General features: G+C 67.8%; 22 protein-coding genes and 1 pseudogene. 7 read left to right on the forward strand and 16 right to left on the reverse strand.

Features of this window, described 5'->3' with window-relative positions; all coding sequences use genetic code 11:
* Positions 1-324: 324 nt before the first annotated feature.
* The gene (locus M9945_RS10875; protein WP_367944503.1) at positions 325-936 is read left to right on the forward strand and encodes a glutathione S-transferase; all 612 of its coding nucleotides are present in this window, start codon (positions 325-327) and stop codon (positions 934-936) included.
* Between the two features lie 160 nt (positions 937-1,096).
* Positions 1,097-1,588 carry an Lrp/AsnC family transcriptional regulator gene (locus M9945_RS10880; protein WP_367944504.1) on the forward strand — a complete coding sequence of 164 codons (492 nt, stop codon included), beginning with the start codon at positions 1,097-1,099 and terminating at the stop codon, positions 1,586-1,588.
* A 9-nt stretch (positions 1,589-1,597) separates the two neighbouring features.
* Here the strand turns inward: M9945_RS10880 and M9945_RS10885 are convergent, their stop codons facing one another.
* The 10 genes and pseudogenes from M9945_RS10885 to moaA form a co-directional block, all read right to left on the reverse strand.
* Positions 1,598-2,308, reverse strand: coding sequence for a DNA alkylation repair protein (locus M9945_RS10885; RefSeq protein WP_367944505.1), 711 nt, complete (start codon positions 2,306-2,308; stop codon positions 1,598-1,600).
* A 7-nt stretch (positions 2,309-2,315) separates the two neighbouring features.
* A complete protein-coding gene (locus M9945_RS10890) occupies positions 2,316-3,185 on the reverse strand; it encodes an NAD(P)-dependent oxidoreductase (protein ID WP_367944506.1) in 870 nt (289 codons plus the stop codon).
* 45 nt (positions 3,186-3,230) lie between these two features.
* Positions 3,231-4,067 (reverse strand): ABC transporter permease, encoded by an 837-nt coding sequence (locus M9945_RS10895; RefSeq protein WP_367944507.1) that lies wholly within the window; start codon positions 4,065-4,067, stop codon positions 3,231-3,233.
* Positions 4,064-4,777, reverse strand: a complete 714-nt coding sequence (locus tag M9945_RS10900; protein ID WP_367944508.1) for an ABC transporter permease — start codon at positions 4,775-4,777, stop codon at positions 4,064-4,066. Before M9945_RS10900 ends, M9945_RS10895 begins: the two co-directional genes overlap by 4 nt.
* Positions 4,778-4,983: 206 nt before the next feature.
* On the reverse strand, positions 4,984-5,742 hold the full coding sequence (locus M9945_RS10905) for an ABC transporter substrate-binding protein (RefSeq protein WP_367930971.1): 759 nt from the start codon (positions 5,740-5,742) through the stop codon (positions 4,984-4,986).
* A 157-nt stretch (positions 5,743-5,899) separates the two neighbouring features.
* Positions 5,900-6,403, reverse strand: a complete 504-nt coding sequence (mobB, locus tag M9945_RS10910; protein ID WP_367944817.1) for a molybdopterin-guanine dinucleotide biosynthesis protein B — start codon at positions 6,401-6,403, stop codon at positions 5,900-5,902.
* 39 nt (positions 6,404-6,442) lie between these two features.
* Positions 6,443-7,006: pseudogene (mobA, locus tag M9945_RS10915) on the reverse strand (molybdenum cofactor guanylyltransferase MobA); the annotation flags it as partial.
* 25 nt (positions 7,007-7,031) lie between these two features.
* Positions 7,032-8,222 (reverse strand): multidrug effflux MFS transporter, encoded by a 1,191-nt coding sequence (locus tag M9945_RS10920; RefSeq protein WP_367944509.1) that lies wholly within the window; start codon positions 8,220-8,222, stop codon positions 7,032-7,034.
* A gap of 122 nt (positions 8,223-8,344) precedes the next feature.
* Positions 8,345-9,265, reverse strand: coding sequence for a DMT family transporter (locus M9945_RS10925; protein ID WP_367944510.1), 921 nt, complete (start codon positions 9,263-9,265; stop codon positions 8,345-8,347).
* Positions 9,266-9,383: 118 nt separating this feature from the next.
* Entirely contained in the window at positions 9,384-10,388 is a 1,005-nt protein-coding gene (gene moaA, locus M9945_RS10930) for a GTP 3',8-cyclase MoaA (RefSeq protein WP_367944511.1), read from the reverse strand.
* Positions 10,389-10,637: 249 nt separating this feature from the next.
* Here moaA and M9945_RS10935 point away from each other — a divergent pair, with 249 nt between their 5' ends.
* Entirely contained in the window at positions 10,638-11,477 is an 840-nt protein-coding gene (locus tag M9945_RS10935; protein ID WP_367930977.1) for a universal stress protein, read from the forward strand.
* Positions 11,478-11,586: 109 nt separating this feature from the next.
* On the opposite strand, the gene M9945_RS10940 is transcribed toward M9945_RS10935, so the two are convergent.
* Complete coding sequence (locus M9945_RS10940; protein WP_367944512.1) at positions 11,587-12,312, reverse strand: DNA helicase; 726 nt, start codon at positions 12,310-12,312, stop codon at positions 11,587-11,589.
* A 258-nt stretch (positions 12,313-12,570) separates the two neighbouring features.
* On the opposite strand from M9945_RS10940, the gene gpt reads away from it, so the two are divergent.
* From gpt to M9945_RS10960, 4 genes are all read left to right on the forward strand, one after another.
* Positions 12,571-13,068: a xanthine phosphoribosyltransferase gene (gene gpt, locus M9945_RS10945; protein WP_367930979.1), complete on the forward strand. Its 498-nt coding sequence runs from the start codon at positions 12,571-12,573 to the stop codon at positions 13,066-13,068.
* A gap of 215 nt (positions 13,069-13,283) precedes the next feature.
* Positions 13,284-13,715 (forward strand): NUDIX hydrolase, encoded by a 432-nt coding sequence (locus M9945_RS10950; protein ID WP_367930980.1) that lies wholly within the window; start codon positions 13,284-13,286, stop codon positions 13,713-13,715.
* A 107-nt stretch (positions 13,716-13,822) separates the two neighbouring features.
* A complete protein-coding gene (locus M9945_RS10955; RefSeq protein WP_367944513.1) occupies positions 13,823-15,388 on the forward strand; it encodes an inorganic phosphate transporter in 1,566 nt (521 codons plus the stop codon).
* A gap of 600 nt (positions 15,389-15,988) precedes the next feature.
* On the forward strand, positions 15,989-19,774 hold the full coding sequence (locus tag M9945_RS10960) for a vitamin B12-dependent ribonucleotide reductase (RefSeq protein ID WP_367944514.1): 3,786 nt from the start codon (positions 15,989-15,991) through the stop codon (positions 19,772-19,774).
* Positions 19,775-19,922: 148 nt separating this feature from the next.
* Here the strand turns inward: M9945_RS10960 and M9945_RS10965 are convergent, their stop codons facing one another.
* From M9945_RS10965 to M9945_RS10985, 5 genes are all read right to left on the reverse strand, one after another.
* Positions 19,923-22,148: a TonB-dependent receptor gene (locus tag M9945_RS10965; RefSeq protein ID WP_367944515.1), complete on the reverse strand. Its 2,226-nt coding sequence runs from the start codon at positions 22,146-22,148 to the stop codon at positions 19,923-19,925.
* 116 nt (positions 22,149-22,264) lie between these two features.
* Complete coding sequence (locus M9945_RS10970; protein ID WP_367944516.1) at positions 22,265-23,077, reverse strand: ABC transporter ATP-binding protein; 813 nt, start codon at positions 23,075-23,077, stop codon at positions 22,265-22,267.
* Between the two features lies 1 nt (position 23,078).
* The gene (locus M9945_RS10975) at positions 23,079-24,053 is read right to left on the reverse strand and encodes a FecCD family ABC transporter permease (protein ID WP_367944517.1); all 975 of its coding nucleotides are present in this window, start codon (positions 24,051-24,053) and stop codon (positions 23,079-23,081) included.
* A complete protein-coding gene (locus M9945_RS10980; RefSeq protein ID WP_367944518.1) occupies positions 24,050-25,039 on the reverse strand; it encodes a FecCD family ABC transporter permease in 990 nt (329 codons plus the stop codon). The genes M9945_RS10975 and M9945_RS10980 overlap by 4 nt, the downstream gene beginning before the upstream one ends.
* 48 nt (positions 25,040-25,087) lie before the next feature.
* Complete coding sequence (locus M9945_RS10985) at positions 25,088-26,017, reverse strand: iron-siderophore ABC transporter substrate-binding protein (protein WP_367944519.1); 930 nt, start codon at positions 26,015-26,017, stop codon at positions 25,088-25,090.
* Positions 26,018-26,069 lie beyond the last annotated feature (52 nt).

Consider the following 26,069-nt stretch of genomic DNA (forward strand, 5'->3'; position numbering starts at 1 on the left):
TCGGCTGGGTGTCCCGGAGCGGTGGAATCAGGTGCGGTGTTCCGGATTCGACGGGAAGCCGCCCCGGGCGAAGGACCGTGCTTCCCCGGCAAGCCTCAAGATTCTGACGAATGTCCGCATGCACATGAGCTGTGTCTAGGCGACGATTGCGGCAATAGAACGACACGATAAGAATAAATATTTCAGGACGTTGCGCGGATGTCGTGATTCATCGTCTTCAGTGCCCGACGCGGCGCGGAACTGGCTCGCCCAAAACTCCTTTCCGGTGATAACCTTGGGTCGACGGGGGCTGGAATGGCCCCGCGACGGGAGAGGAGATTTCGCATGAGACTGTTCGACGGCGGCAAGGCGCCCAATCCGCGCCGGGTGCGCGTCTTCCTGGCCGAGAAGGGCATCGAGGTGCCGCTGGCGCCGGTCGACATGGGGGCGATGGGCCATCGCGCGCCCGAGGTGGCGGACCGCAACCCGCTGCGCCGCCTTCCCGTGCTCGAGCTCGACGATGGCACGGTGATCACCGAGTCGGTGGCGATCTGCCGCTATTTCGAGGAGGTGCAACCCGAGCCGCCGCTGTTCGGCGCCGGCGCGGTCGGCCGGGCAAGAGTGGAGGAATGGCAGCGCCGCATGGAGTTGAACCTCCTGATGCCGGTCGCCCATGCCTTCCGCCACATGCACCCGGCGATGAAGGAGTGGGAGGTGCCGCAGGTCGCCGAATGGGGCGAGGCCAACAAGCCGAAGGCGCTCGATTTCCTCGCCCTGCTCGACCGCGAGCTGGCGGGACGCGAGTTCGCCGCCGGCGACGCCTATTCCATCGCCGACATCACCGGCCTGATCGCCGTCGACTTCATGAAGCCGGCGCGCATTTCCGTGCCCGAGGAGCTCGCCAATGTGCGGCGCTGGCACGCCGCGCTGGCGGCGCGGCCGAGCGCGGCGGCCTGAAACAGGCGTGAGGCGAGAGACGGCCGGCGCGCAAAACCAGTGCGCGCCGGACCGCCGGGTTAGGTTCTGCACGCCGGAATCTGCCGCCTGACAGGAAAATATTTCTTGCCGGCCTATCGGGCGCTGTCCATATTGGCATGAAATTCTACGGAGATGCCGAATGGACCGCCTCGATCGCAAAATTCTTCGCCTGTTGCAGGAGGATTCGACGCTCGCCGTTGCCGACATCGCCAAGAAGGTCGGCCTTTCGACGACGCCGTGCTGGCGCCGCATCCAGAAGCTGGAGGAGGAGGGCGTCATCCAGCGCCGCGTCGCCATCCTCGACCCGGTCAAGGTCAACACCCGCGTCAACGTCTTCGTGTCGATCCGCACCAACGCCCACTCGATGGAGTGGCTGCGCCGGTTCTCCGAGGTGATCCAGGAGTTCCCGGAGGTGGTCGAGTTCTACCGCATGAGCGGCGAGGTCGACTATCTGCTGCGGGTCGTGGTGCCCGACATCGCGGCCTACGACGCCTTCTACAAGCGGCTGATCGCCAGGATCGAGATCCGCGACGTCTCCTCGGCCTTCGCCATGGAGCAGATCAAGAACACGACGCAGCTTCCGCTCGACTACCTCGTGCTCGACAAGGAAAGCGGGGCGAGCGCGGCTTAAGGCGGCGGCTCAGGTCTTCTGCCTCACCCGCGCGAGGGTCTTCTCGTCCGAAAGCTCGCGCGCGGCGTCCTTGCCGATCCACCGCGCCGTCCTGTCGTCGCAGGCGGCGAGCCTTTCGGCCAGCGCGAGCGCCGGGGCGTGGCAGGCCATGCTGCGCTTGCCGATGTTGCGCAGCGCCCAATTGACGGCCTTCTTCACGAAGTTGCGGCCGTCGCCGGCATGGCGCTCGATCAGCGGCAGCCAGGCGAGGAGGGCGGCGTCCGGCTCGCGCTTGAGGTGGACCGCCGCGCCGGCGATCATGGCGAAGGCGGCGCGGCGGACGAACTCGCGCTCGTCTGCGGCGAATTCCGGCACCAGCACCGCTTCCAGCCGTGCCTCCACGAAAAGATCGGCCGCGGCGTCGACGATCTCCCAGGAAGCGAAGTCGGCGGCCCATCGCCGCGCCTCGTCGGCCGTCAGATGGCCGGGCTCGGCCGTGTAGAGGGCGAGCATCCGCGCCTCGCGGATGCCTGTCCGCCAGAGCCCCATCGCGCGGGCGTGGTCTCGGCCGACCAGCCGGGCGATCTTCCGCATGTCGGGGTTGGAGATGCCGAGCGCGGTGTCGGTGCGGATGCCGTAGCGCGCCATGCCGGCGACGTTCGTTTCCGAGCGCAGCGTTTCCATATGCGCCGCGATCTCCGCGGCCGTCGAGGCGGACGAAAGGCCGGCCGCGGCGGCCATCGCGAGCCTACCGCTCCAGTCGCGCCAGCAGCGAGGAGGTGTCCCAGCGGCTGCCGCCCATTCCCTGCACGTCCTTGTAGAACTGGTCGACCAGCGCCGTGACCGGCAGCGACGCGCCGTTGCGGTCGGCCTCGGCGAGGCAGATGCCGAGGTCCTTGCGCATCCAGTCGACCGCGAAGCCGAATTCGTAGCGGCCCTCGCTCATGGTCTTGTGGCGGTTCTCCATCTGCCACGAGCCGGCCGCGCCCTTGGAGATCACCTCGATCACCTTCTCGATGTCGAGCCCGGCCTTCTTGCCGAAATGGATGCCTTCCGAGAGCCCCTGCACGAGGCCGGCGATGCAGATCTGGTTGATCATCTTGGTCAGCTGGCCCGCGCCCGCCGGCCCCATCAGCCCGACCATGCGGGCGAAGGATTGGATCACCGGCTTCGCCTTTTCGAAGGTCGCCTCGTCGCCGCCGCACATCACGGTCAGCACGCCGTTCTCGGCCCCGGCCTGGCCGCCGGAGACGGGCGCGTCGATGAAGCCGAGCCCGCGTCCCCTGGCGTCGTCGCAGAGCTCGCGCGCGACCTCGGCCGAGGCCGTGGTGTTGTCGATGAAGATCGCGCCCCGCTTCATCGCCCCGAACGCGCCCTCGGGCCCCATCGTTACGGCGCGCAGATCGTCGTCGTTGCCGACGCAGGAGAAGACGAAGTCCTGTCCCTCGGCCGCTTCGGCCGGCGTCCTCGCCGCGCGCCCGCCATGCTCGGCCACCCACTTGTCGGCCTTGGCCGCGGTGCGGTTGTAGACGGTGACGTCGTGGCCGCCGCGGCTCTTCAGGTGCCCGGCCATCGGATAGCCCATGACGCCGAGCCCGAGAAATGCAACCTTCGCCATGACGGCTCTCCTTCGCTTATGATCCTGTTTGGAATGTATGCCGCTTCACCGCTTGAGATGCGCGGTGATGCGGCGCTCGATCCAGTCGATTATGTTGCGCAGCGTCTCGACGATCGCAAGATAGATCACCGCCGCCCACAGATAGGTCTGGAAATCGAAGGTGCGGGAATAGGCCCGCCGCGTCTCGCCCATCAGGTCGAGCACGGTGATGATGGCGACGATGGCCGAGCCCTTGATCATCAGGATGATCTCGTTGCCGTAGGGGCGCAGCGCCACGATCAGCGCCTGCGGCAGGACGATCTTGCGCAGCGTCAGCCAGCGCGGGAGGCCAAGCGAGGCCGCGCCCTCCCACTGGCCGCGCGGCACCGACTGGACCGCGCCGCGCAGGATCTCGGCTTGATAGGCGGCGGTGTTGAGCGTGAAGGCGAACAGTGCGCAATACCACGCGTCGCGGAAAAACACCCACAGGCCGATGGCTTCGAGCTGCGGGCGGAAGCTGCCCATGCCGTAATAGATCAGGAACGCCTGCGCGAGCAGCGGCGTGCCACGGAAGAAATAGACATAGGCATAGGCCGGCCAGGCGACGAACGGGTTCTTCGAGCCGCGCGCCCAGGCGACGGGCAACGAGAGCGCCGCGCCGAGCAGGATCGACAGGCCGACGAGCGAGAGCGTGACCTTGAGGCCCGACAGGTAGTTCGGCGCGAAGCGGGCGAACAGCGCCGGGTCGTAGGCCGAGTAGAGGAAGGCGGCGAGCCCCAGCCCGCCGGCGATCCACACCGCCATCAGCGCGTGGCCGGCGATGCGCGCGCGCGTCCAGCGGCGCGGCGGCTCGGGCGGGCGCTCCTGTGCCGCGAGCGGCGGGCTGGCGGAGGCCCCGCTCATCGCGCAGGCTCCGTCTTGCCGGCCCAGCGCTCGATGAAGACGAAGGCGACCGAGGACAGGATCGCCAGCCCGAGATAGATCAGGCAGGCGACGCCGAAGAACAGGAACGCCTCGCGGCTGACGCGCGCGGCGATGCCGGCCTGTCGGATGACGTCGGACAGGCCGATGACCGAAACGAGCGCCGTGTCCTTGACGAGGATGAGCCACAAATTGGACAGGCCCGGCAGGGCGAGGCGGATGAGCTGCGGCAGGATGACGAGCCGCATCGTCTGCCAGTTGGTCAGGCCGATGGCGTGGCCGGCCTCGTACTGGCCCTGCGGAATGGCGCGAAACGCCGACAGGAACACCTCGCTGGCATAGGCGGAGAACACCGCGCCCAGCGCCACCATGCCGGCGACGAAGGCATTGATCTCGATCGAGGCCCCGGGGCTGAAGAAGGCGACGACACGCTGGATGCCGAGCTGCGCGCCGTAGAAGACGAGGAACAGCGTCAGCAGCTCCGGCAGGCCGCGGAAGATCGTGGTGTAGATGTTCGCCGCCATGCGCAGCGACTTCTCGGGCGACTGCTTGGCGAGCGCGACCGCGAAGCCCGCCGCCAGCCCGAGCGGCAGCGTGGCGAGCGCCAGCGACACGGTGACGACGAGGCCCGAGGCCAGTTCGTCGCCCCAGCCGTCCGGCCCGAAGGCGAGGAGTTGCAGCATCCCTTCCATGAGAAATCCCGCCGGAAGCGGCGGCCGAGCCTCCCCGATATGGCAGTTCGTTGTGGCAGTTCCCTTGCCGCTACCGTGTCACGGAAGCGCCGGGCGCTCTAGTTCTTTTACGAGGCTTGTGGAGAAAACCGTTCCCCGGCTTCGATCCGGCCGGCAGAAACGGGACGGCGGGTTGTCCCGCCGTCCGTGGGGCTGGTGCGGCCCGCTCACTCGCCGAAAATGTCGAACGGGAAGTACTTGGCGTTGATCTCGGCATATTTGCCGTTGGCGCGGATCGCCGCGATGGCCGCGTTCAGCTTCTCGGCAAGCGCGGTGTCGCCCTTGCGGATGGCGATGGCGATCTTGTCGTCGTTGCTGACGGCGTCGCCCTTGAACTCGCAGCATTCCTTGCCGTCTTCCTCGAGCCAGCCGTACTGGACGCCGAAATCGGCCAGCACCGCGTCGAGGCGGCCGTTGGAGAGATCGGCCCACGCCTCGAGCTGCGAGGGATAGCCCTTCACGTCGGCGTTGGGATAGTGCTCCTCGGCGAAAGACGCGGCGATGGTGCCTTCCTGCACGCCGATCGACTTGCCGTCGGCGTTCTCCGGCATCAGGTCGGACGCCTTCGGCGCGACGAACACCAGCGAGTTGGTGTAGTAGGGGTCGGAGAAGTCGACCTGCTTCAGACGGTCCTCGGTGATCGACATCGAGGCGACGATGGCGTCGAAGCGGTTGGCCTGAAGCGCGGGAATGATGCCGTCCCAGTCCTGTGTGACGAACTCGCACTCGACCTTCATCTCCTCGCAAAGGGCGCGGGTGATGTCGATGTCGAAGCCGACGAGCTGGCCGTCGGAAGTCAGGTTGTTGAAGGGCGGATAGGCGCCCTCGGTGCCGATGCGGAGCTTCTCCTGCGCCCCGGCGGCGCCGATGCCGAAGGCCAGCGCGGCTGCCGACAGAACCAGTGAAACCCGTGACGTGATACGCATGTCGTTCCTCTCTGTTGGTGCGTCCGCCGCTTTCCCGATGGGCGCGGCGATGAACTCAAGCGCGGTCGCACGCCGCACTTTGAATCCGATATTCCCATTGTTTTCAGCATGAATGCAATCGTCAAATAAGGTGGTGCGGCAAAGCGCTTCCGGCGTTTCAGCGCAGGCCGGCGGCCTTTTCGACGAAATCGGCGATGGCCGGGACCGCATCGAGCGCAAAGACGGGAACGGCCGCATCAGCGACCGGATGGTCGGCGGCGATGGCGACGACATTGGCCGATGCGGGCAGGGGCTCGTGGTCGCGGGCCTCGCGCCGCCGCGTCTCGATCTTGGGGTGGCCGCCGCGCTTGAACCCCTCGACGACGACGAGGTCGCACGGCGCGAGGCGCGCGAGGAGGTCGTCGAGCGCCGGCTCCTCCTCGTCGCGCAACTCGTGGACCAGCGCCCAGCGGCGGCCGGTGGCGAGGATCACCTCGCTCGCGCCCGCCTGACGGTGGCGGAAGGTGTCCGTGCCCTCATGCTCGACGTCCGCGTCGTGATGGGCGCGCTTGATCGTGGAAACGCGCCAGCCGCGGCGGCTGAGCTCTGCGACCAGCCCGACGGTGAGCGTGGTCTTGCCCGAATTCTTCCATCCGGCGATCCCGATGACGTGGCCCGTCATGTCGGCCCGCGCGATCGCCTCCGCCTCGGCGAGGTCGGACGGCGTGTTGACGTTGAAGAATGGATCGCGCCCGCCGATGGCCAGGAACTCGACCGTGACATGGGGATGCCGCCCGATGAACGCGCCGGCGCCGCGTTCGCCCCGGGCGAGGCTGGCGGCGAGGTCGTCGGCGATGTCGAGCGGCCACAGCGCGACCGTCGGGTGCCATGCGCCCTGCGAGGCGGCGACGGCGATGGTGCCGGGCCCGCCGGATGCGGCGGCGAGGCGCGCCGTGAGGTCTTTGGGAAAGAAGGGCGTGTCGACGGCCACCGAGACGAGCGCGCGCGGCGGGGTGCCCAGCGCCTGCGCCCAGCGCAGACCGGCGAGGATGCCGGCGAGCGGGCCGGAGCGGCTTTCGTCCTCGTCGGCGACGACGTCGATGCCGGGCAGGGCGTAGCGGCGGGGATCGCCGTTGGCCGACAGCGCCAGGCGCTCGACCTGCGGCGCAAGGCGCGCGGCCGCGCGCGCGACCAGCGTCTGCCCGGCGAGCATCGCGAGGGCCTTGTCGCCCGTTCCCATCCGGCTCGACCGGCCGCCGGCGAGGATAAGGCCCGCGAGTGGCATCGGCGCGATCTCCTTTCGGCTGCTTCTATCCGCTTTTTCTATACGCCAGCGGCAGGGAAACGAGAATTGCCGCGAAGCCGGCGACGAGCATCAGGGCGAGCAGGGCGAGGACGCCGGTTTCCACCGTGACGACGATGCCGGCGAAGGCCGACACAAGCGCCGCGAAACCGAGCTGCAGCGACCCGGCGAGGCCGGAGGCGCTGCCGGCGAGCTCGGGGCGCACGCTGACCACGCCGGCGGCGGCGTTCGGCAGGGTCATGCCGTTGCCGATGCCGACGATCACCATGGGGCCGAACAAGGCGAGGGCGTTGCCGAGGCCGAACCAGAACAGGCCGAAGGCCAGCGCGGTGCCGACCACCGCCATGACGTTGCCGTTCAGCATCATGGTGTCCAGGCCGACCTGCCGCGAATAGCGCCCCGATAGGAAGTTGCCGATCATGTAGCCGAGCGACAGCATGCCGAAATAGAGGCCGTATTCGGAAGGGCGGAGCCCCAGAAGCTCCGTCGCGACGAACGGCCCGGCGCCGACGAGGACGAAGAACATCGCCATGCAGAAGGCGCCGGTGAGCGCATAGCCCCAGAACGGCAGCGACCTGATGAGGCCCGGATAGGCGCGCATCTGCGCGGCGAGGCTGGCCGAGGCGTTGCGGTTGGTCTCGCCGAGGTCGAGGAACACGAGCAGGAAGGCGATCAGCCCGAAGACGATCATCATCACGAAGGAGGCCCGCCAGTCGTAGATCTCGTCGAGCAGGCCGCCGATCATCGGCGCGACCATCGGCACCATCGCCATGCCCATGGTGATGTAGCCGATCCGGCTGGCGGCTTGGTCGCTGGCCACCGTGTCGCGGACGATGGCGCGGGCGAGCACCATGCCGGCGGCGGAAAAGGCTTGCAGGATGCGCGCCGCCAGCAGGAGCTCGATGGTCGGCGCCAGGATCGCCGCCAGCGAGCCGAGCGTGAAGATGCCGAGGCAGACGAGCATCACCGGCCGCCGGCCGAAGCGGTCCGAGGCAGGGCCGATGCCGAGCTGGAGCACGGCGGTGGCCGCGAGGTAGATCGACACCGTGAGCTGGGCGAGCGCGTAGTCGGCCTCGAAATGGCGGGCGATGCCGGGCAGCGAGGGCAGGAACACGTTGGTCGCCAGCGCCGACACCGAGGTCGCTATGACGAGGGTGAGGATGTGCGGCGGCGACGCCCGGTCGAGAAAGTCGGCCATGGCCGCCCCTCAGCCTTCGCCGCGGGCGGCGCGGGCGCGGCCCCCCGACCGGGGAAGAAGGGTACGGCCCGGGCCGGCCGGGATGCGGGCCGCCGGGCCCGGGATAATGCGCTGCGCCGTCCTCATAGGCCGTCCGGCGCCATGTTGGGGCTGGTGCTTTCGGCGGCCGGCTTGCCCTTGCCGACGACCTGCTCGCGATAGAGCGCATAGAGGCCGGACAGGACGATGAACGACGCGCCGGCGATCATCGCGAAGCCGGGAACCTCGCCGAACACGAGATAGCCGAGCACCAGCGCCCAGATCAGCGCGGTGTAGCGGAAGGGCGCGACGAAGGAGATGTCGCCCTCGCGCATCGACATGATGATGAACTGGTAGCCGACGAGCAGCAGCACGGCCGTCATCAGCAGGAGGCCGAGCGATCCCGTGGAAACCGGGGCCCAGTCGCCCGAAACCACCGTAAGAACGCCGCCGAAGAGCGCCACCATCATCGCCGTCATGGTCGAGACGAGCAGCGACGGCACGTCGCCGGGGATGTGCCGGGTGATGAGATCGCGCCCGGCGGCGAAGACCACGGAGCCGAGCGCGAGAAGCGAGTATACGGAGAAGCCGTCGAACCCCGGCTGGACGATGATCATGACTCCGGTGAAGCCGAACAGGATGGCGAGCCACCGCCGCCAGCCGACCTGTTCGCCGAGGAACAGCGCCGCGCCCATGGTGACGGCGAGCGGCAGCGCCTGCAGCACGGCCGATGCGTTGGCCAGCGGCATATGGGCGAGCGCGCCGAGAAAGCACACGGTCGACATCATCTCGCACACCGCGCGCAGCGCCATGGTCGGGTGCAGCAGCTGCCGCGGCCGCGCCAGCGCGCCGCGGTTCCAGGCGAGGATGAAGATCATGGCGGTGGCGAAGATGCCGCGGATCAGCATCACCTGGCCGAGCCCCATCGACACCATCAGCTGCTTGATGATGGTGTCGTTGGCCGTGAAGCCTGCCATGGCGATGACCATGAACAGGGCCGCGCGCAGATTGGAGGAGATGGGCACTGGCCTGTCCGTCGAGTTGCTCGGTGTCCACCGTTCCTCTAGGCCGTGGCCCGGATTCGCGCAACGGATCAGCGATCCCGAATCATGATGCCATGAAAAAGCGCCGTGCGGCCCCGTTCTAGCCGCCGGTCACGCTCATGTGGCGCGCGACGGAAGGCCGGCGCGTGTTCCGGTCGATGACGAAGTCGTGGCCCTTCGGCTTGCGCCCGATCGCCTCGTCGATGGCGCGTGCCAGCGCCTCGTTGCCTTCCGAGGAACGCAGCGCGGCGCGCAGGTCCGCCGCGTCCTCCTGCCCGAGGCACATATAGAGCGTACCCGTGCAGGTCAGCCGCACGCGGTTGCAGCTTTCGCAGAAATTGTGGGTCATCGGGGTGATGAAGCCGAGGCGGCCGCCCGTCTCGGCGACCGTGACATAGCGGGCCGGCCCGCCTGTCCGATAGCCGGTGTCGATAAGGGTGAACTGCCGCTCGAGCCTCGCCCTGAGGGTCGACAGCGGCAGGTACTGGTCGGTGCGGTCGGCGTCGATCTCGCCCATCGGCATGGTCTCGATGACGGTCAGGTCCATGCCGCGGCCGTGCGCCCAGCGCAGCATGTCCGGCAGCTCGTCCTCGTTGAAGCCCTTGAGCGCGACGGCGTTGAGCTTGACCTTCAGCCCCGCCGCCTGCGCCGCGTCCAGCCCGGCCATCACCTTGCCAAGGTCGCCCCAGCGGGTGACAGTGCGGAACTTCTGCGGGTCGAGCGTGTCGAGCGAGACGTTGATGCGGCGTATCCCGCACGCGGCGAGCTCGTCGGCGAAGCGGGCGAGCTGGGAGCCGTTGGTCGTCAGCGTGAGTTCGTCGAGCGCGCCGCTGTCGAGGTGGCGCGAAAGCTGGCGCACGAGGTGCATGACGTTTTTGCGCACCAGCGGCTCGCCGCCGGTCAGCCTGAGCTTCCTGACTCCCTTTTCGATGAAGACGCTGCACAGCCGGTCCAGCTCCTCGAGGCTGAGCAGGTCCTTCTTGGGCAGGAAGGCCATGTCCTCCGCCATGCAATAGGTGCAGCGGAAGTCGCAGCGATCCGTCACCGAGACGCGCAGGTAGCTGATTGCGCGCCCGAAGGGATCGATCATGCGCGGGCCGTTCATGCGGTTTGCGGGTCCTTTGGCTTTTCGCGTCGTCAGGCCAATGTCGGCCGCCGGCCGGGCAATTTCAAGATCCCCGTTAATTTCAGAGATCATTGTCTTGCGGCCTTCTGGCGGCTTGTCATGCCGGCCATATTGGAGGAACTTCAGGGGACCATGCGCGATTGACAAAGGTCAAGGAGCGGATGCGCCGCCAAAGGCACAGTGAACCCGTCGGCGGCGTGAAACGCCGGAGCCCTCGGAGAAACACAGATGACTTACAAGACGATTCTCGCCGTTCTGCAGACCAGGGCCGACGCCGAACGGGTGCTCGACTGCGCCATACCGCTGGCCGCCCGCTACGGCGCCCACCTGATCGGGTTCCATGCCGAGGCCATGGCCATGCCCTACGTGTCGCCGATGGGGTTCCCCGACACCGACTTCATCGCCGCGAGCGAGGAGGCGAACGAGCAGCGCAGCGCCGAGATCCGCGCCCTGTTCGAGGCGCGTTGCAGCAGCGAGGGCATCTCGCACGGCTGGCGCGCGATGACCAACGTGTCGGGCGACAGCGCGGTGAGCGCGCTCGGCCTTGCCCGCGCCTGCGACCTGATCGTGGTGCAGCAGGCCGATCCGAACGCCGATTCCGGCCTTCTCGCCGATGTCGAGGCGCTGCTGTTCGAGAGCGGCCGCCCGGTTCTGTTCATTCCCTACGCGGTGTCCGTCGACTGCGCCTTCCGCAAGGTGCTCCTGGCCTGGAACGGCTCGCAGCAGGCGGCGCGCGCCGCCTTCGACGCGCTGCCGTTCATCCGCGCCGCCGAGGAGACGGAGGTGCTGTCGCTCGACGTCTCCGACGACGCCGACCAGGACGCGGCGGTCGCCGGGGCCGACATCGCCGCGGCGCTCGCCCGGCACGGGGCGAAGGTCACCTATTCGGCGGGTTTCTCCGCCGGGATCGGCGCGGGCGAGGCGATCGAGAACCGCATCGCCGACATGCGCGCCGACCTTCTGGTGATGGGCGCCTACAGCCAGTCACGCCTGAAGGAGTTCTTCTTCGGCGGCGCGACCCGCACCCTGCTCCAGTCCATGCCCGTCGCGACGCTGATGTCGCGCTGACGCCCGCTTGGGGCATTTTGCAGTCAAGTGGAATCACTTGACGTCGCATAAATGCGGCAAAGACAAACAGATAGAGCGGCAGCCCGGATTTTTCCGGGCGCCCGCCGCTCTAGCCGACCGGCTGGAAGCTCATGCGCCCCGCGTGGAGGAAGCACGCCTTGCTGAAAAGCGACAGGTCGAGCGCGTTGGGCAGCCTGACGTCGGCGAGATCCGGCAGCGGCTTCGCCGCCGCGTCGTAGCTGCGGTCGATCTGGCTGATGAAGGCGAGGACGATGCCGCGCGCGCGGGCGAACGCCCTCAACGCGCGGATTTGCGCGTCGAGCGCCGGCTTGTCGCGCCGCTGGTCGAGCAGCTGGAGATAGTCGATCGCCGCGAACGTCCCGGCGGGCGCGTCGGCCAGCGTCTCCATGACATGGCCGGCGCATATCGCGTCCGAATCGTCGAAGGTGAAGCGGGCGTCGAACTGCGCCGGCTCGACGCCGATGGCGCGGAAGCGCCCGGCCATGTCGAGAGGCGTGTATTCCAGCGAGAAGAACACGCTGCGGCGGCCGGCCCGCATCGCCTCGACCGCCAGCTTCAGCCCCATCAGCGTCTTGCCCTGGCCCGGCCTTGCCCCGATCAGCAGGAGATCGCCGGGAACGAGGCCGGCAAACACCGCGTCTGCGGCAATGCCTTCGCCGGGCGTGTCCCTGAGGCGATAGGCGAGCATGCTCCAGCTCGCGAACCCTTCCTCGCGCGCGACGTGGTCGAGCGCGGCGTGGAGCGCAATGCCGTGCACGCGCGCAAGCAGCTTTGCGCGCCGTTTCAGGCGATGGGCGGGGGCGGACGGCTTCATTTCAAGGTACCTCCTGATGCGAGCAGGTGCTGCAATCCCTCCTTATGCGCGATGCTCGAACAGTCGGTTCGTGAAGGTCGATGGCCCTGCATGAAGAATGCTTTCCCGTGCGGAGGGAGGAGGCGCGGGCCGCGCCTCCGGCCAGTCTATGGCGAGTCGGCCGGGCCGGGAAGCGGGATCGCCGCGCGGGCGGCCCTTGCCAAAGGCCGCCGGTTCCGGCTAATCCAAACTGCATTCCACACCAGCCGGAGTGCGCCGATGTCCCTTCCCGAAAAGGCTTTTCCCGTCTCCTGGGACCAGTTCCACCGCGACGCGCGCGCGCTCGCCTGGCGGCTGGCCGGCATCAATGCCGAATGGCGGGCCATCGTTTGCATCACGCGCGGCGGGCTGGTGCCGGCGGCGGTGATCGCGCGCGAGCTCGGCATCCGCCTGATCGAGACGGTCTGCATCGCCTCGTACCACGACTACACCGAGCAGGGCGAACTGAAGGTCCTGAAGGAGGTGGTTCCGGCCCTTCTTGAGAACGAGGGCGCGGGCGTCCTGATCATCGACGACCTGACCGATACCGGCAAGACCGCCTCGATCGTGCGGGCGATGATGCCCAAGGCGCATTTCGCCGCCGTCTACGCCAAGCCCAAGGGCAGGGCTGTGATCGACACCTTCATCACCGAGGTTTCGCAGGACACCTGGATCTATTTCCCGTGGGACATGGGATTCGCCTACCAGAAGCCGATTTCCGAGGATCATCGCTCCTGAGCCGGCTGAAACTTGCCCGGGGCTTGCCGATGCGCCGCGCTTGACGCCGTTTCGCCCGCCCTGTCCGGGGAATTGCACATTTTTTCCTTTATCTTCACATAATTGCGCGTAATCTCGATTCTCGAATTCCATTCATTCGGGATGAAAGGCCGATGATGATCGGGCGCAGCAGGCTGAGTCTGCTCAGGGAGAGAATCCGTCGTTTCCTCGGAGGCGTGCCGCCGCACGTCCAGGTGGCGGCGCTTCCCTGGCGGGTGAGCGGCGAGGGAAGCCACGAGGTGCTGCTGGTGACGAGCCGCGGCACCGGCCGATGGGTGCTGCCCAAGGGCTGGCCCGAGAAGAGCGAGCCGCTGCACGAGGCCGCCGCCCGCGAGGCCGCCGAGGAGGCGGGCGTGGCCGGGCCGGTCAAGCCCGCCGAGATCGGCCGCTTCTACTACGGCAAGGTGTCGCCGACCGGCGCGCGCCGCCGCTGCGAGGTGCGCGTGTTCCCGCTCGAGGTCGAAAGCGTCGCCGACAAGTGGCCGGAGCGCAAGCAGCGCAAGCGCCACTGGTTCACGCCGCAGGAAGCCGCCGATCTCGTCGCCGAGGTCGAGTTGCGCGAACTGATCGCGTCCTTCGCCACTAATCCACGAAAATTTGCCGCCTAACGATGTCTTCCGGCCTTCGCCGCTTGAGATAGTTTGCCGGCATGCCTAGAGCGGTAGGATAAACGCGCCGCGCGCGCGGGTCCGAAGCCTGCCCTCCGGGAAAGCCGATGAACGAATTCGCCGCCGAGACGCGCAAGAAGACGCTCGACAAGGATCTCGAGAAGCTCGCCCATGTCGAGGAGGCGGCGAGCTTCGTCGCCCGCGGGCTGGTCGCGCCGGGGCTGGGGCTGCTGTTCCTCGCGTTGTCGGGCATCATCGCCGCGCTGTTCGTGATGGGCGAGCCGGGCTCGGTGATCATCATCGCCGCCGCCGCCATCGGCGGCTATATGGCGCTGAACATCGGCGCCAACGACGTCGCCAACAATGTCGGCCCGGCGGTCGGCGCCAGGGCGCTGACGATGGGCGGAGCGCTCGCCATCGCCGCCGTGTTCGAGAGCGCCGGCGCGCTCATCGCCGGCGCCGACGTGGTGACGACGATCTCCAGCGGCATCGTCGATCCCGCGGCCGTCGCCGACAAGGGGGTGTTCATCCGCCTGATGCTGGCGGCGGTGATCGCCTCTGCCCTGTGGATCAACATCGCGACATGGATCGGCGCGCCGGTCTCGACCACGCATTCGGTCGTCGGCGGCGTCGCCGGCGCCGGCATCGCCGCGGCGGGCTTCGCGGCCGTCGACTGGGCGACGATCGGCGGCATCGCCGCGAGCTGGGTGATCTCGCCGATGCTCGGGGCGCTGTTCGCCACCGCCTTCCTCGCCTTCATCAAGGCCAACATCATCTACCGCGACGACAAGATCGCCGCCGCGCGCCTGTGGGTGCCGATCCTGATCGCGGTGATGGCCGGCGCCTTCGGCGCCTATCTCGCCACCAAGGGGCTGAAGCGGGTCGTCTCGATTTCCGGGCTCCAGATCGCCGTGCTCGGCCTCGGCTGCTTCGTCATGGTCTGGGGCCTGGCCAAGATCGGCGTCGAGAGGCAGGCGGCCGAGCTCGAGAACCGCAACCAGTCGCTGCGCAAGCTGTTCCGCCTGCCGCTGATCTTCTCCGCGGCGCTCCTGTCCTTCGCCCACGGCGCGAACGACGTCTCCAACGCGGTCGGCCCGCTCGCCGCCATCGTCCATGCGGCCTCCGGCGAGGAGTCGTCCGTCGTCGGCATTCCGCTGTGGGTGATGGTCATCGGCGCCTTCGGCATCTCGCTCGGCCTCGTCCTGTTCGGGCCGAAGCTGATCCGCATGGTCGGCGGCCAGATCACCAAGCTCAACCCGATGCGCGCCTTTTGCGTCGCGCTGTCGGCGGCCATCACCGTCATCGTCGCCTCGTGGTTCGGCCTGCCGGTCAGCTCCACCCACATCGCGGTCGGCGCGGTGTTCGGCGTCGGCTTCTTCCGCGAATGGTACACGGCGAACTCGCCGCGCCGGCGCGCCTATCTGGAGCGCAAGGGCAACAAGGCGCGCGCCGCCCGCAAGCAGGGCAAGGGGCATGACGAGGCCGAAGCCGGCAGCGCGGCGATCGGTGATCCCGATATCGACGACGTGCCGGTCTCGCGCGAGGAGATCGCGCGCCGCAGGCTCGTGCGCCGCGCCCATGTCATGACCATCGCCACCGCCTGGGTGACGACGGTGCCCGCCTCGGCGGTGCTGGCGGCCGTCATTTTCCTGCTGCTCAACCTCCTCACCTGATGGGGAAGGCGGCGGCGCATTCTCCCCGCTATCCACATTCCTGCACACAAGATGTTGGGGGCGTCGTTCTCGGCAAAACGAGTTCTTGACGGGGCATGGCGAGTCGCTTTTTATGGCGCTCGTGTCCGCGTTCCGGATGCGGCCGGAAAGTCTGTCCTTCGGCCTTTTTCCAGCTCTGTGCGAGTTTACCAGGGTCCGGCCGCCTCGTGGCGGCGGCCGGGAGAGGGATTTTTTTGCCCTCTCGGAGTGGGCGGTCCAGCCGTCCGGCGGCTAGCGTAAATTTCCTGTTAACACTATATTTAGTGTTTTATATCAGGATAAATGCTAGATATGTGGTTAGCCGGTGTCGCAACGCGCCACCGGCGAGGGCGCCGGAAGGCGCATTCGGGACAAGCTTTCCGCCGGAAGGCGCGTTGGAGCAAGCGTTTCGAGGGTGCCTGCGTTCATGCCGCCGATTCGGGGAACCGCCCCCGCCGGCATGCCGGGCAACGGGGAATTTCCGCCGCCGCGATGCGGCGGGCAGGGGCTGACGGGACGTGGACGAGGGATGCTGTTCCCGCAGCCGAAAGACACTATATTTAGGATAGGGACCGAGAAGAGATGCGCATCGAACGTCGTTTCACGAAGGAAGGGCAGTCGCCTTACGCGGAGATCGAATTCCGCAAGGCGGTGAGCGAGATTCGCAACCCGGACGGCTCCGTGGTCTTCCGCCTCGCCGACATCGACGTGCCGGCGCAGTTCTCCCAGGTCGCGGCCGACATCCTGGCGCAGAAATATTTCCGCAAGGCCGGCGTGCCCGCGCGCCTGCGGAAGGTCGAGGAAAACGGCGTCCCCTCCTTCCTGTGGCGGTCCGAGGCCGACGAGGCGGCGCTGGACGAGCTGTCCGAGGACGAGCGTTACGGCTCGGAAACCGACGCGCGGCAGGTGTTCGACCGCCTTGCCGGCACCTGGGCCTACTGGGGCTGGAAGGGCGGCTATTTCAAGGCCGAGGAGGACGCGCTCGCCTTCCGCGACGAGCTCGCCTACATGCTCGCCACCCAGCGCGTCGCGCCGAACTCGCCGCAATGGTTCAACACCGGCCTTCACTGGGCCTACGGCATCGACGGCCCCGGGCAGGGGCACTATTACGTCGATCCCTTCACCGGCAAGCTGACCCGTTCGGCCTCGGCCTACGAGCATCCGCAGCCGCATGCCTGCTTCATCCAGGCCGTGGGCGACGACCTCGTCAACGAGGGCGGCATCATGGATCTGTGGGTGCGCGAGGCGCGCCTGTTCAAGTACGGCTCCGGCACCGGCTCCAACTTCTCCCACCTGCGCGGCGAGGGCGAGAAGCTGTCGGGCGGCGGCAAGTCCTCGGGCCTGATGAGCTTCCTCAAGATCGGCGACCGCGCCGCCGGCGCCATCAAGTCGGGCGGCACCACCCGCCGCGCCGCCAAGATGGTCGTCGTCGACGCCGACCACCCCGACATCGAGGCCTATATCGACTGGAAGGTGAACGAGGAGCAGAAGGTCGCCGCCCTCGTCACCGGCTCCAAGATCGTCAAGCAGCACCTCGCCGCGATCATGAAGGCCTGCGTCAACTGCGAAGGCAGCAATGACGACTGCTTCGACCCGGCGATGAACCCGGCGCTGAAGCGCGAGATCCGCGCCGCCAAGAAGAACGCGGTGCCGGAGAACTACGTCAAGCGCGTCATCCAGTTCGCGAAGCAGGGCTACACCTCGATCGAGTTCAAGACCTACGACACCGACTGGGATTCGGAGGCCTATCTCACCGTTTCCGGCCAGAACTCGAACAATTCGGTCTCGCTCAAGGACGATTTCCTGCGTGCCGTGGAAGCGGATGGCGAGTGGAACCTGATCCGCCGCATCGACGGCAAGGTCCACAAGACGCTGAAGGCGCGCGAATTGTGGGAGAAGATCGGCTACGCCGCCTGGGCGAGCGCCGATCCGGGCCTTCACTTCAACACGACGATGAACGACTGGCACACCTGCCCGGCGGCCGGCCCGATCCGCGCGTCGAACCCGTGCTCGGAATACATGTTCCTCGACGACACGGCCTGCAACCTCGCCTCGATCAACCTTCTGCCCTACCGCAACGGCGACGGCACCATCGACATCGCCGCCTATGAACACACGGTCCGGCTGTGGACCGTCGTGCTGGAAATCTCGGTGATGATGGCGCAGTTCCCCTCGTGGAAGATCGCCAAGCTGTCCTACGAGTACCGCACGCTCGGCCTCGGCTTCGCCAATATCGGCGGCCTCCTGATGACCGCCGGCATCCCCTACAATTCCGACGAGGGCAGGGGCCTGTGCGCGGCGCTGACCGCGCTGATGACCGGCGTCGCCTACGCCACCTCGGCCGAGATGGCGTCCGAGCTCGGCGCGTTCCCCGAATACCCGGTCAACGCCCCGCACATGCTGCGCGTGATGCGCAACCACCGCCGCGCCGCCTATGGCGAGAGCGAAGGTTACGAGAAGCTGTCGGTCGCGCCGGTGCCGCTCGACGAGACCCATGTCTGGCAGAAGGAGCTGGTCGAGCACGCCCGCGCCGCTTGGGATAAGGCCATCGACCTCGGCGCCGAATACGGCTTCCGCAACGCGCAGGCCACGGTCATCGCGCCGACCGGCACGATCGGCCTCGTCATGGACTGCGACACCACCGGCATCGAGCCTGACTTCGCGCTGGTCAAGTTCAAGAAGCTGGCCGGCGGCGGCTACTTCAAGATCATCAACCGCGCGGTTCCCGAAGCTTTGCGCACGCTCGGCTATTCGGAAAGCCAGATCGCCGAGATCGAGGCCTATGCCGTCGGCCACGGCAATCTGAACCAGGCGCCGGGCATCAATCTCGGCTCGCTGAAGGCCAAGGGCTTCACTGACGAGAAGATCGAGGCGCTGAACGCGGCCACGGCTTCCGCCTTCGACATCAAGTTCATCTTCAACCAGTGGACGCTCGGCGCCGACTGGCTGAAGGAGACCTTCGGCTTCACCGACGAGCAGCTTGGCGACTTCTCCTTCGAGATACTGCCGGCTCTCGGCTTCTCGAAGAAGGACATCGAGGCCGCCAACATCCATGTCTGCGGCGCGATGACCCTCGAGGGCGCGCCCCATCTGAAGGACGAGCACCTGCCGGTGTTCGATTGCGCCAATCCCTGCGGCAAGATCGGCAAGCGCTACCTGTCGGTCGAGAGCCACATCCGCATGATGGCCGCGGCGCAGCCCTTCATCTCGGGCGCCATCTCCAAGACGATCAACATGCCGAACGAGGCGACCGTCGACGATTGCAAGAGCGCCTACATGCTGTCGTGGAAGCTGGCGCTGAAGGCCAACGCGCTCTACCGCGACGGCTCGAAGCTCTCGCAGCCGCTCAACGCCTCGCTGATCTCCGACGACGAGGACGAGGCCGACGAGCGCGCCGAGGAGCTGGTCGCCCAGCCCGCCGCCGCGCGCGTTGCGCAGGTGACGGAGAAGATCGTCGAGCGCGTCGTCGAGAAGGTGGTGCGCGACCGCGAGAAGCTGCCGAACCGCCGCCAGGGCTACACCCAGAAGGCGGTGATCGGCGGCCACAAGGTCTATCTGCGCACCGGCGAATTCGGCGACGGCCGCCTCGGCGAGATCTTCATCGACATGCACAAGGAGGGCGCGGCCTTCCGGGCGATGATGAACAACTTCGCCATCGCCATCTCGCTCGGCCTGCAATACGGCGTGCCGCTCGAGGAATATGTCGAGGCCTTCACCTTCACCCGCTTCGAGCCGGCCGGCATCGTGCAGGGCAACGACGCGGTCAAGAACGCGACGTCGATCCTCGACTACGTCTTCCGCGAGCTGGCGATCTCCTATCTCGGCCGCCACGACCTTGCCCATGTCGACACGTCGGATTTCTCCAACACCACGCTCGGCAAGGGCATTCAGGAGGGCAAGACCAACCTGATCTCGACCGGCTGGACGCGCGGCTACAAGCCGACGCTGGTGGCCGGAACGGGCGGCGCGGCGGGCGGCGAGCCCAAGGGCGCTTCCGGTTCCGCGCCGCGCGCCTCCACCTCCGGCGGCGCGACGGTGACGGCCATCGGCACGGCCACCGCCCGCAAGCTCGACGCGGAGACGGGCGTCGTCACCGCCTTCCGCCGCGACTACGAGGAGCGGGCGAAGGAACTGGCCGAGGAAGCGGCGATCGAGGAGCAGCTCGAGGCTGCCGCCGACGAGCTGTTCACCGAAATGGCCGCGAAGGAGGCTTCCGACGCCAAGGCGCTGGCCGCCGAGCGCCGGGTGCAGGCGATGATGCAGGGCTATACCGGCAACATGTGCACCGAGTGCCAGAACTTCACCATGGTCCGCAACGGCACCTGCGAGAAGTGCGACACCTGCGGCTCGACCAGCGGCTGCTCGTGAGGCCGATGCCGCGCACGCCCGAAGCGTGCGCGTGAGACACATGAAAACGGCGGGCCGACCGGATGGTTGGCCCGCCGTTTTCATTGGCGGTCGAAGCGCGGCGCGATCCTTCGGATTCGCCTTCCGCGCTTCGGATAATTGATCGGGGTCAGAAGCGGCCCGTCACCTGGATGCCGAACGACCTGCCGTCGCCGATCGTGGCGTAGGTTCCGCCCGACGAGATGCTGGTCAGGTACTGCTCGTCGAACAGGTTCTTGGCGAAGGCGGTGAAGGTCAGGTTCTCGGTCTCGTAGCCGATCTGGGCGTTGACCAGCGTGAACGCGTCGACGAGCTGCGCCGGCGTGTTGGAGATGTTGCCCTTGCTGTAGTAGCCGTCGGTATAGGACACGTCCGCCCCGGCGAAGAAGCCGGTTTCGTGGCGCCAGATCGCGCCGAGCGAGGCGGTCACGGCCGGCGCCTCGGTGAAGCTGTTGCCTTCGAGGCTGTTGCCGGCCTCGTCGATGCCCTCATCGAAGCGGGTCTTCAAGAGGCCGAGGCCGGCGAAGAGCTCCAGATTGGGCGAGGCGCTCCAGCGCGCCTCGATCTCCGCGCCGTAGGAATGCGATTTCGCTGCGTTGACCGTGATGGTGTGGAACGGGAAGCGGAAGTCGAACGCGACCGGGATCTGCTGGTTGCGATAGTCGTTGTAGAAGACGTTGGCGTTGAGATGCAGCCGCTCGTCCAGCCAGCGCGAGCGGTAGGCCAGCTCGTAGGACCACACCGACTCGGCCTCGACCTCGTTGATCGCCGTCGAGCCGATCACCAGCTCGGAGAAGCCCGGCCTGTAGCCGCGGCTGACGGTCGCCGCCAGCGTCTGGTCCTCGGTCAGCTTGAAGGCGAGGCCGATCTTCGGCAGGAAGGCGGTGTTGGCGATGGAGGTGTTCTCGTCCATCGACGCGGCGAAATCCGCGAAATCCGTCACGTCGAGCAGCTGGCCGGCATAGTTGCTCGACACCTTGTCGTAGAGCAGCCGGCCGCCGGCGAGCAGCGTCCACCTGTCGGCGAAATCGTAGCGGACATCGGCATAGGCCGCGATCGATTCGCTCTTGTTATCGGCATTCAGCCGCTGATACGGCGTCCGAGTGCCGCCGCCGGACAGGAAGTCCACGAGGTTGACCGCATCGACCGGGTCCGCGCCCTGTCCGATCAGCATGCCCACCAGCGCGAAATTCTGCACGTCGATGTTCGAGTTGATGCCCATCGTGGAGCGGCCGGCATAAACGCCGAACACGCCGGAGAACGGCGAGTCCGGTGAATCGTAGGTGAAGCGCAGGTCCTGCGAGAAGTCGCCGCCGTCGCGGATGTCGTCGCGCACGAGGATGGACGTCGCGGGCGAGGTGATGTCCACCTTGGTGTCGACGAACGAGGTGACGGACTTCGCCGTCCAGTCGGGCGTCAGCTCGTAGGTCAGGTCCGCGGTGTAGCGATTGACCTTGGTGTCGCGGAACTCGGCCGCGCTCATGTCCACGTCGGCGAAGACGCGATCGAAATAATCCGGGCCCGTCACCAGCGCCCATGCTGGCTTGTCATGGGTGTGGCTGACGGTGAACAGGCCGGTGAAGCCGGGCAGGAAGTCCGGCGTGAACAGCAGCTTGCCGCGGAACTCCTCGAACTCGTCCTCGCCGAGCGAGGCGAGGGCGGGATCGACATAGGTGATGTCCTTCTTGTCGCGCAGCACCTGCCCCGACAGGCGGAACGCGAGCTGGTCCTTGAAGATCGGCGCCGAGAGCGCGAACGCGCCCGACTTCATGTCGTCGGTGTCGGCAAGGCCCTCGACGATGAACTCCGGCTCCCATGTCGGGTCCTTGGTCTTGATGACGACGGCGCCGGCGAGGGCGTTGCGCCCCTGAAGGGTGGATTGCGGCCCGCGCAGCACCTCGATCTGCTCGACGTCCCAGACCCCGCGCGTGCCGCGCCGCGTCGCCTCGATGCCCTGCTCGGCGCCGTCGACGGTGACAGAAATAACGGGATTGGAGCGGCTCGGCTGGGTCGCGCCCTCGGCGTTGTTGCCGCGGATGACGATGTTGGTGTTGCCGTCGCCGGTCTCGAAGGCGCGGATGTTCGGCGCGCTGTTCAACGCCTGGCCGAGCGTCTTGCGGACATGGGCGTCGAGCTGCTCGCTGGTGACCACCTCGACGCTGGTATAGGTCGTGAAGGGATCGCGGGCGAACTTCTCGCCGCCGACGATGATAGTGTCGAGGACGATGGCGTCGTCCTGCGCCGCCCCGTCCTCCTGAGCCATCGCGACGGACGCGCCGCCGAGAAGGGTCGTTATCGCGATGACCCAGCTTGCGGTGTTGCCGGCCAGACGCCTGCTTGCGGATGTCGATCTCATGTCCCGATGGTCCCCGGATTCCATTGCCCAAGTGAAAACGATGCTCGCTCACTTACGGGGCCAAACATGAGAAAATCAATCATATTATAGGGCGGGCCGCGCGAGCGCCGTTGGTGTCACCTATCTGCAACAGGTGCGCGTGCCTTAAGCGCCGGCACGCAAAGGGGTTTTCCGGTGAACGGGTCGACGAGGACCGAGCAGGCGAGCCCGAAGACGTCCTCGATCGTCCGTGCGCTCATCAGCTCTTCCGCGCGGCCGTGGGCGACGAGGCGACCATCCTTCAGGAAGGCGATCCGGTCGGCGTAGCGGGCGGCGAGGTTGAGGTCGTGGAGCACGGCGACCACGGTCTTGCGGCGCGCGACGGTCAGCTCGCGCATCAGCTCCAGAACCTCGACCTGATGCGCGAGGTCGAGATAGGTCGTCGGCTCGTCGAGAAGCAGGATGTCGGTCTCCTGCGCGAGCGTCATGCTGATCCATGCGCGCTGCCGCTGGCCGCCGGAGAGGCTTTCGAGCAGCCGGTCCTTCAAGTGCAGCGCGCCGGTCTGCGCCAGCGCGTCGGCGCACGCCGTCTCGTCGGCGGCGCTCCAGCGGCTGAACAGCGAGCGGTGCGGATAGCGGCCCTGCCGGACGAGCTCGGCCACGGTCATGCCCTCCGGGGCGGCGGTTCCCTGGCCGAGCACGCCGATGCGCCGGGCGAGCTGCCGCGCGGAGAGCCCGTCGATCGGCCGGCCGTCGAGCGCGATCGTGCCGCCGCGCAGCGGCAGAAGCCGCGCCAGCGCGCGCAGCAGGGTGGACTTGCCGCTGCCGTTCGGGCCGAGAAGGGCGGTGAAGCTGCCTTTCTCGACCGCGAGGTCGAGGTTCTGGACGATGACGCTGCGGCCGTAGCCGATCGAGACGGCGTGCGCGGCGAGAGCGGGTTGCGTTGGCATGTCAGGCCCGGCGCCTCCACATGAGATAGATGAAGAACGGCGCTCCGAGGATCGCGGTCGTCAGGCCGACGGGAAGCTGGGCCGGGGCGATGACGGTGCGGCCGGCGAAATCGGCGCAGATGACGAGCAGCGCCCCGATGAGCGCCGAGACGGGAACCAGCCGCGCATGGGCATGGCCGACGAGCCGCCGCGCGATGTGGGGCGCGACGAGGCCGATGAAGCCGACGAGCCCGGCGGCCGAGACGGCGGCCCCGCAGGCCAGCGCGCACAGGAGCATCATCGCCGCCCGCGCCCGGTCGACGCGCTGGCCGAGGCCGCGCGCCGCAAGGTCGTCGAAGGTCAGGACGTCGAGTTCGCGCGACAGCAGCCAGATCAGCGCCACCGGCGGCGCGACCCATGCCAGCGTCACGCCCAGCTTTTCCCACGAGCTGTCGTAGACGCTGCCCGCCAGCCACACCATCGCCTGCTGCATTCTCGCCACCTCGCCGAACGTGGAGATGAACGTCGCCGCCGCCCCGGCCAGCGCGTTGAGGCCGATGCCGACGAGGACGATGCGCATGGCCGACGTTCCCCCGCGCCACGACAGGAGATAGAGCAGGACCGTCATCGCCAGCGCGCCGAGGAAGCTCAGCCACGGCAACAGGTGCAGCGAGCGCCCCTCGAGATGGACGATGACGACGACGGCCGCGAGCGCGGCCCCGCTGTTGATGCCGAGTATGCCCGGCTCGGCCAGCGGGTTGCGCATGATCGCCTGGGTCACCGCCCCGGCGACGGCGAGCGCGACGCCGACGACCATGCCGAGCAGGAGCCGCGGCAGCCGGAACTCCATGACCACCAGCGCCGCCTGCGGGTTCGCCTCGCCGCCGGTGAGGATGCGCGCCAGCTCGGGCAGGGCCACCGGATAGTCGCCATGCGACAGCGCCGCCGCCGAGATTGCGGCGATGGCGAGGAGGAGGGCGGGGACGAGCCTTGTCATCGCAGGCCCGTCCGGCTGCGGGCGAGATGGATGAAGAACGGCGCGCCGATCAGGGCCATGGTGACGCCGACCGGCACGTCGCTGGCCGGCATAAGATGGCGCAGCGCCGCGTCGGAGACCACCACCAGCAGCGCCCCGCCCGCGGCGCAGAACGGAATGATCCAACGATAGTCGGTTCCGGCGGTCAGCCTGACGATATGCGGGACGACGAGGCCGACGAAGCCGACCGGGCCGGCGAGCGCCACCGCCGAGCCGGCGAGCACGATGACGCAGGCCCCGCAAACGAGGTTCCACAGCGCGAGGTTCTGGCCGAGCGCCCGCGCCACGTCCGCGCCGAGGCTCAGCGTCGTCACCTGCCCCGATATGACCACCGCGGCGGCGAGGCCGAGGACAGTGTAGGGCAGGACCGTGAGCACCGAGGACATCTCGGGCGCGGCCAGCGAACCGGCCGTCCACAGCCGCACGGCGCCCAGCGTCCTTGCGTCGAAGATCAGGATCGCCGCCGTCAGCGAGGCGAGGAAGGTGGCGAAGATCGCGCCGGACAAAGCGAGCTTGACCGGCGTCGCCCCGCCGGGCCCGGTCGAGGCGATGGCGAAGACCAGCGCGGCCGCGACGCCCGCGCCGGCGAAGGCGTACCAGATATGCGCCTCGCGCGACGGCGAGCCGAGGAAGACGAGCGCCAGCACCACCGCGAAGGCCGCGCCGGCATTGATCCCGAGAATGCCCGGCGAGGCGAGGGGGTTGCCGGTCATCGCCTGAAGGATCGCCCCGGCGACGGCAAGCGAAGCGCCGACGATCATCGCCGCGACGATGCGCGGCACCCGCACGGTGGCGACGACGAGATGCTCGCGCGAGCCGTCCGGCCGGGTCAGCGCCGCGATGATGTCACCGAGCGCGATCGGCGCGCTGCCGATCGTTGTCGCCCATGCCGCGGCGGCGGCGAGCAGCAGCACGAGCAGCGCAAGGACGGCCGGGCGCCGGTCCATGTCAGGCGCCGGGCCGGCGTCGGCCCCGGCAGAGGACGGGCTCCCGGCTCACTGCTTGCCGACGAAGTAGCGTTCGATGTCGTCGAGGACCTTGTGGGCGGAGCCTACGCCGCTGAACTCCATCCATGTCGCCGGATCGACCCGGTAGACCCGCCCGGCCTGCACCGCCGGCAGCTGCTGCCACAGGGGATTGTCCAGAACCTCTTCCAGCCGGCCGTCAGTGTCGGAGGTGTTCGTGCCGCCGACGATGTAGAGCAGCACGTTGCCGTCGAGCCCGGCGAGCTGTTCCCAGTCCGGCCGCTTCAGGGTCTCGGCGCCGTCGTCGGAGGTTTCGTAGGCGGTCCGCCTGACGCCCGCCTCGCGCAGCACCGCGAAGGGCGCATAGGCGTCGGGTGAGTCGAGATAGACCTGGAAGTCCCACGAGGTGATCCTGACGACCGAGACCGTGAGGTCCTCGGGTATCTCGTCGCGCAGCCGCGCGACGCGGCTTTCGTAGTCCGCCAGCACGTCCTCCGCTTTCCTGTCGCTGCCGGAAACCTCGATCAGGGCGCGAAGATAGTCCTTCCAGTTCTGGGCGGTAATGAAGGCGGCCGGCGCGACCCGGGAAGCCAGCGCAAGGGCGTTTTCGCCGAGGAACCCGCTGCCGAGGATGAGATCGGGCTGGAGGCCGATGATCTTCTCGACGCTGGGCTCGGTCAGGCTGCCGAGATTCTCGACGGAAAGGCTCTCCGCCTTCTCGCGCAACGCCTCGTCGCTCATGCCGAAAAGGGGCGCACCTGCGACCGGCAGCCCGAGCTCGATCGCCATGCCGAGCGTGTAGCCCGCATCGAGCGAGACGATGCGCTGAGGCTTGTCGGGAACGCAGGCCGGCGAGGGCATGACGTGCGGACTGTCGACGAGACGCCCCTCGCACGCGGCCGACGCGACCGCAGGAAAGAGGATGCCGGCGATGAGGGCGAACAGGAAGCGGAATGCCATGGCGGGCCGATAAAACTTGAGTGTCGATGTCGACAATGACTAGCCTCGCGGC

The organism is Aquamicrobium sp., assembly GCF_023954335.1.
In the GTDB taxonomy this organism is placed as follows: domain Bacteria; phylum Pseudomonadota; class Alphaproteobacteria; order Rhizobiales; family Rhizobiaceae; genus Aerobium.

Coding starts and splice junctions, on each gene's coding strand:
- M9945_RS10875 (WP_367944503.1), top strand. CDS start 325: ATGAGACTGTTCGACGGCGGCAAGGCGCCCAATCCGCGCCGGGTGCGC.
- M9945_RS10880 (WP_367944504.1), top strand. CDS start 1,097: ATGGACCGCCTCGATCGCAAAATTCTTCGCCTGTTGCAGGAGGATTCG.
- M9945_RS10885 (WP_367944505.1), bottom strand. CDS start 2,308: ATGGCCGCCGCGGCCGGCCTTTCGTCCGCCTCGACGGCCGCGGAGATC.
- M9945_RS10890 (WP_367944506.1), bottom strand. CDS start 3,185: ATGGCGAAGGTTGCATTTCTCGGGCTCGGCGTCATGGGCTATCCGATG.
- M9945_RS10895 (WP_367944507.1), bottom strand. CDS start 4,067: ATGAGCGGGGCCTCCGCCAGCCCGCCGCTCGCGGCACAGGAGCGCCCG.
- M9945_RS10900 (WP_367944508.1), bottom strand. CDS start 4,777: ATGGAAGGGATGCTGCAACTCCTCGCCTTCGGGCCGGACGGCTGGGGC.
- M9945_RS10905 (WP_367930971.1), bottom strand. CDS start 5,742: ATGCGTATCACGTCACGGGTTTCACTGGTTCTGTCGGCAGCCGCGCTG.
- mobB (WP_367944817.1), bottom strand. CDS start 6,403: ATGACGGGCCACGTCATCGGGATCGCCGGATGGAAGAATTCGGGCAAG.
- M9945_RS10920 (WP_367944509.1), bottom strand. CDS start 8,222: ATGGCCGACTTTCTCGACCGGGCGTCGCCGCCGCACATCCTCACCCTC.
- moaA (WP_367944511.1), bottom strand. CDS start 10,388: ATGAACGGCCCGCGCATGATCGATCCCTTCGGGCGCGCAATCAGCTAC.
- M9945_RS10935 (WP_367930977.1), top strand. CDS start 10,638: ATGACTTACAAGACGATTCTCGCCGTTCTGCAGACCAGGGCCGACGCC.
- M9945_RS10940 (WP_367944512.1), bottom strand. CDS start 12,312: ATGAAGCCGTCCGCCCCCGCCCATCGCCTGAAACGGCGCGCAAAGCTG.
- gpt (WP_367930979.1), top strand. CDS start 12,571: ATGTCCCTTCCCGAAAAGGCTTTTCCCGTCTCCTGGGACCAGTTCCAC.
- M9945_RS10955 (WP_367944513.1), top strand. CDS start 13,823: ATGAACGAATTCGCCGCCGAGACGCGCAAGAAGACGCTCGACAAGGAT.
- M9945_RS10960 (WP_367944514.1), top strand. CDS start 15,989: ATGCGCATCGAACGTCGTTTCACGAAGGAAGGGCAGTCGCCTTACGCG.
- M9945_RS10965 (WP_367944515.1), bottom strand. CDS start 22,148: ATGAGATCGACATCCGCAAGCAGGCGTCTGGCCGGCAACACCGCAAGC.
- M9945_RS10970 (WP_367944516.1), bottom strand. CDS start 23,077: ATGCCAACGCAACCCGCTCTCGCCGCGCACGCCGTCTCGATCGGCTAC.
- M9945_RS10975 (WP_367944517.1), bottom strand. CDS start 24,053: ATGACAAGGCTCGTCCCCGCCCTCCTCCTCGCCATCGCCGCAATCTCG.
- M9945_RS10980 (WP_367944518.1), bottom strand. CDS start 25,039: ATGGACCGGCGCCCGGCCGTCCTTGCGCTGCTCGTGCTGCTGCTCGCC.
- M9945_RS10985 (WP_367944519.1), bottom strand. CDS start 26,017: ATGGCATTCCGCTTCCTGTTCGCCCTCATCGCCGGCATCCTCTTTCCT.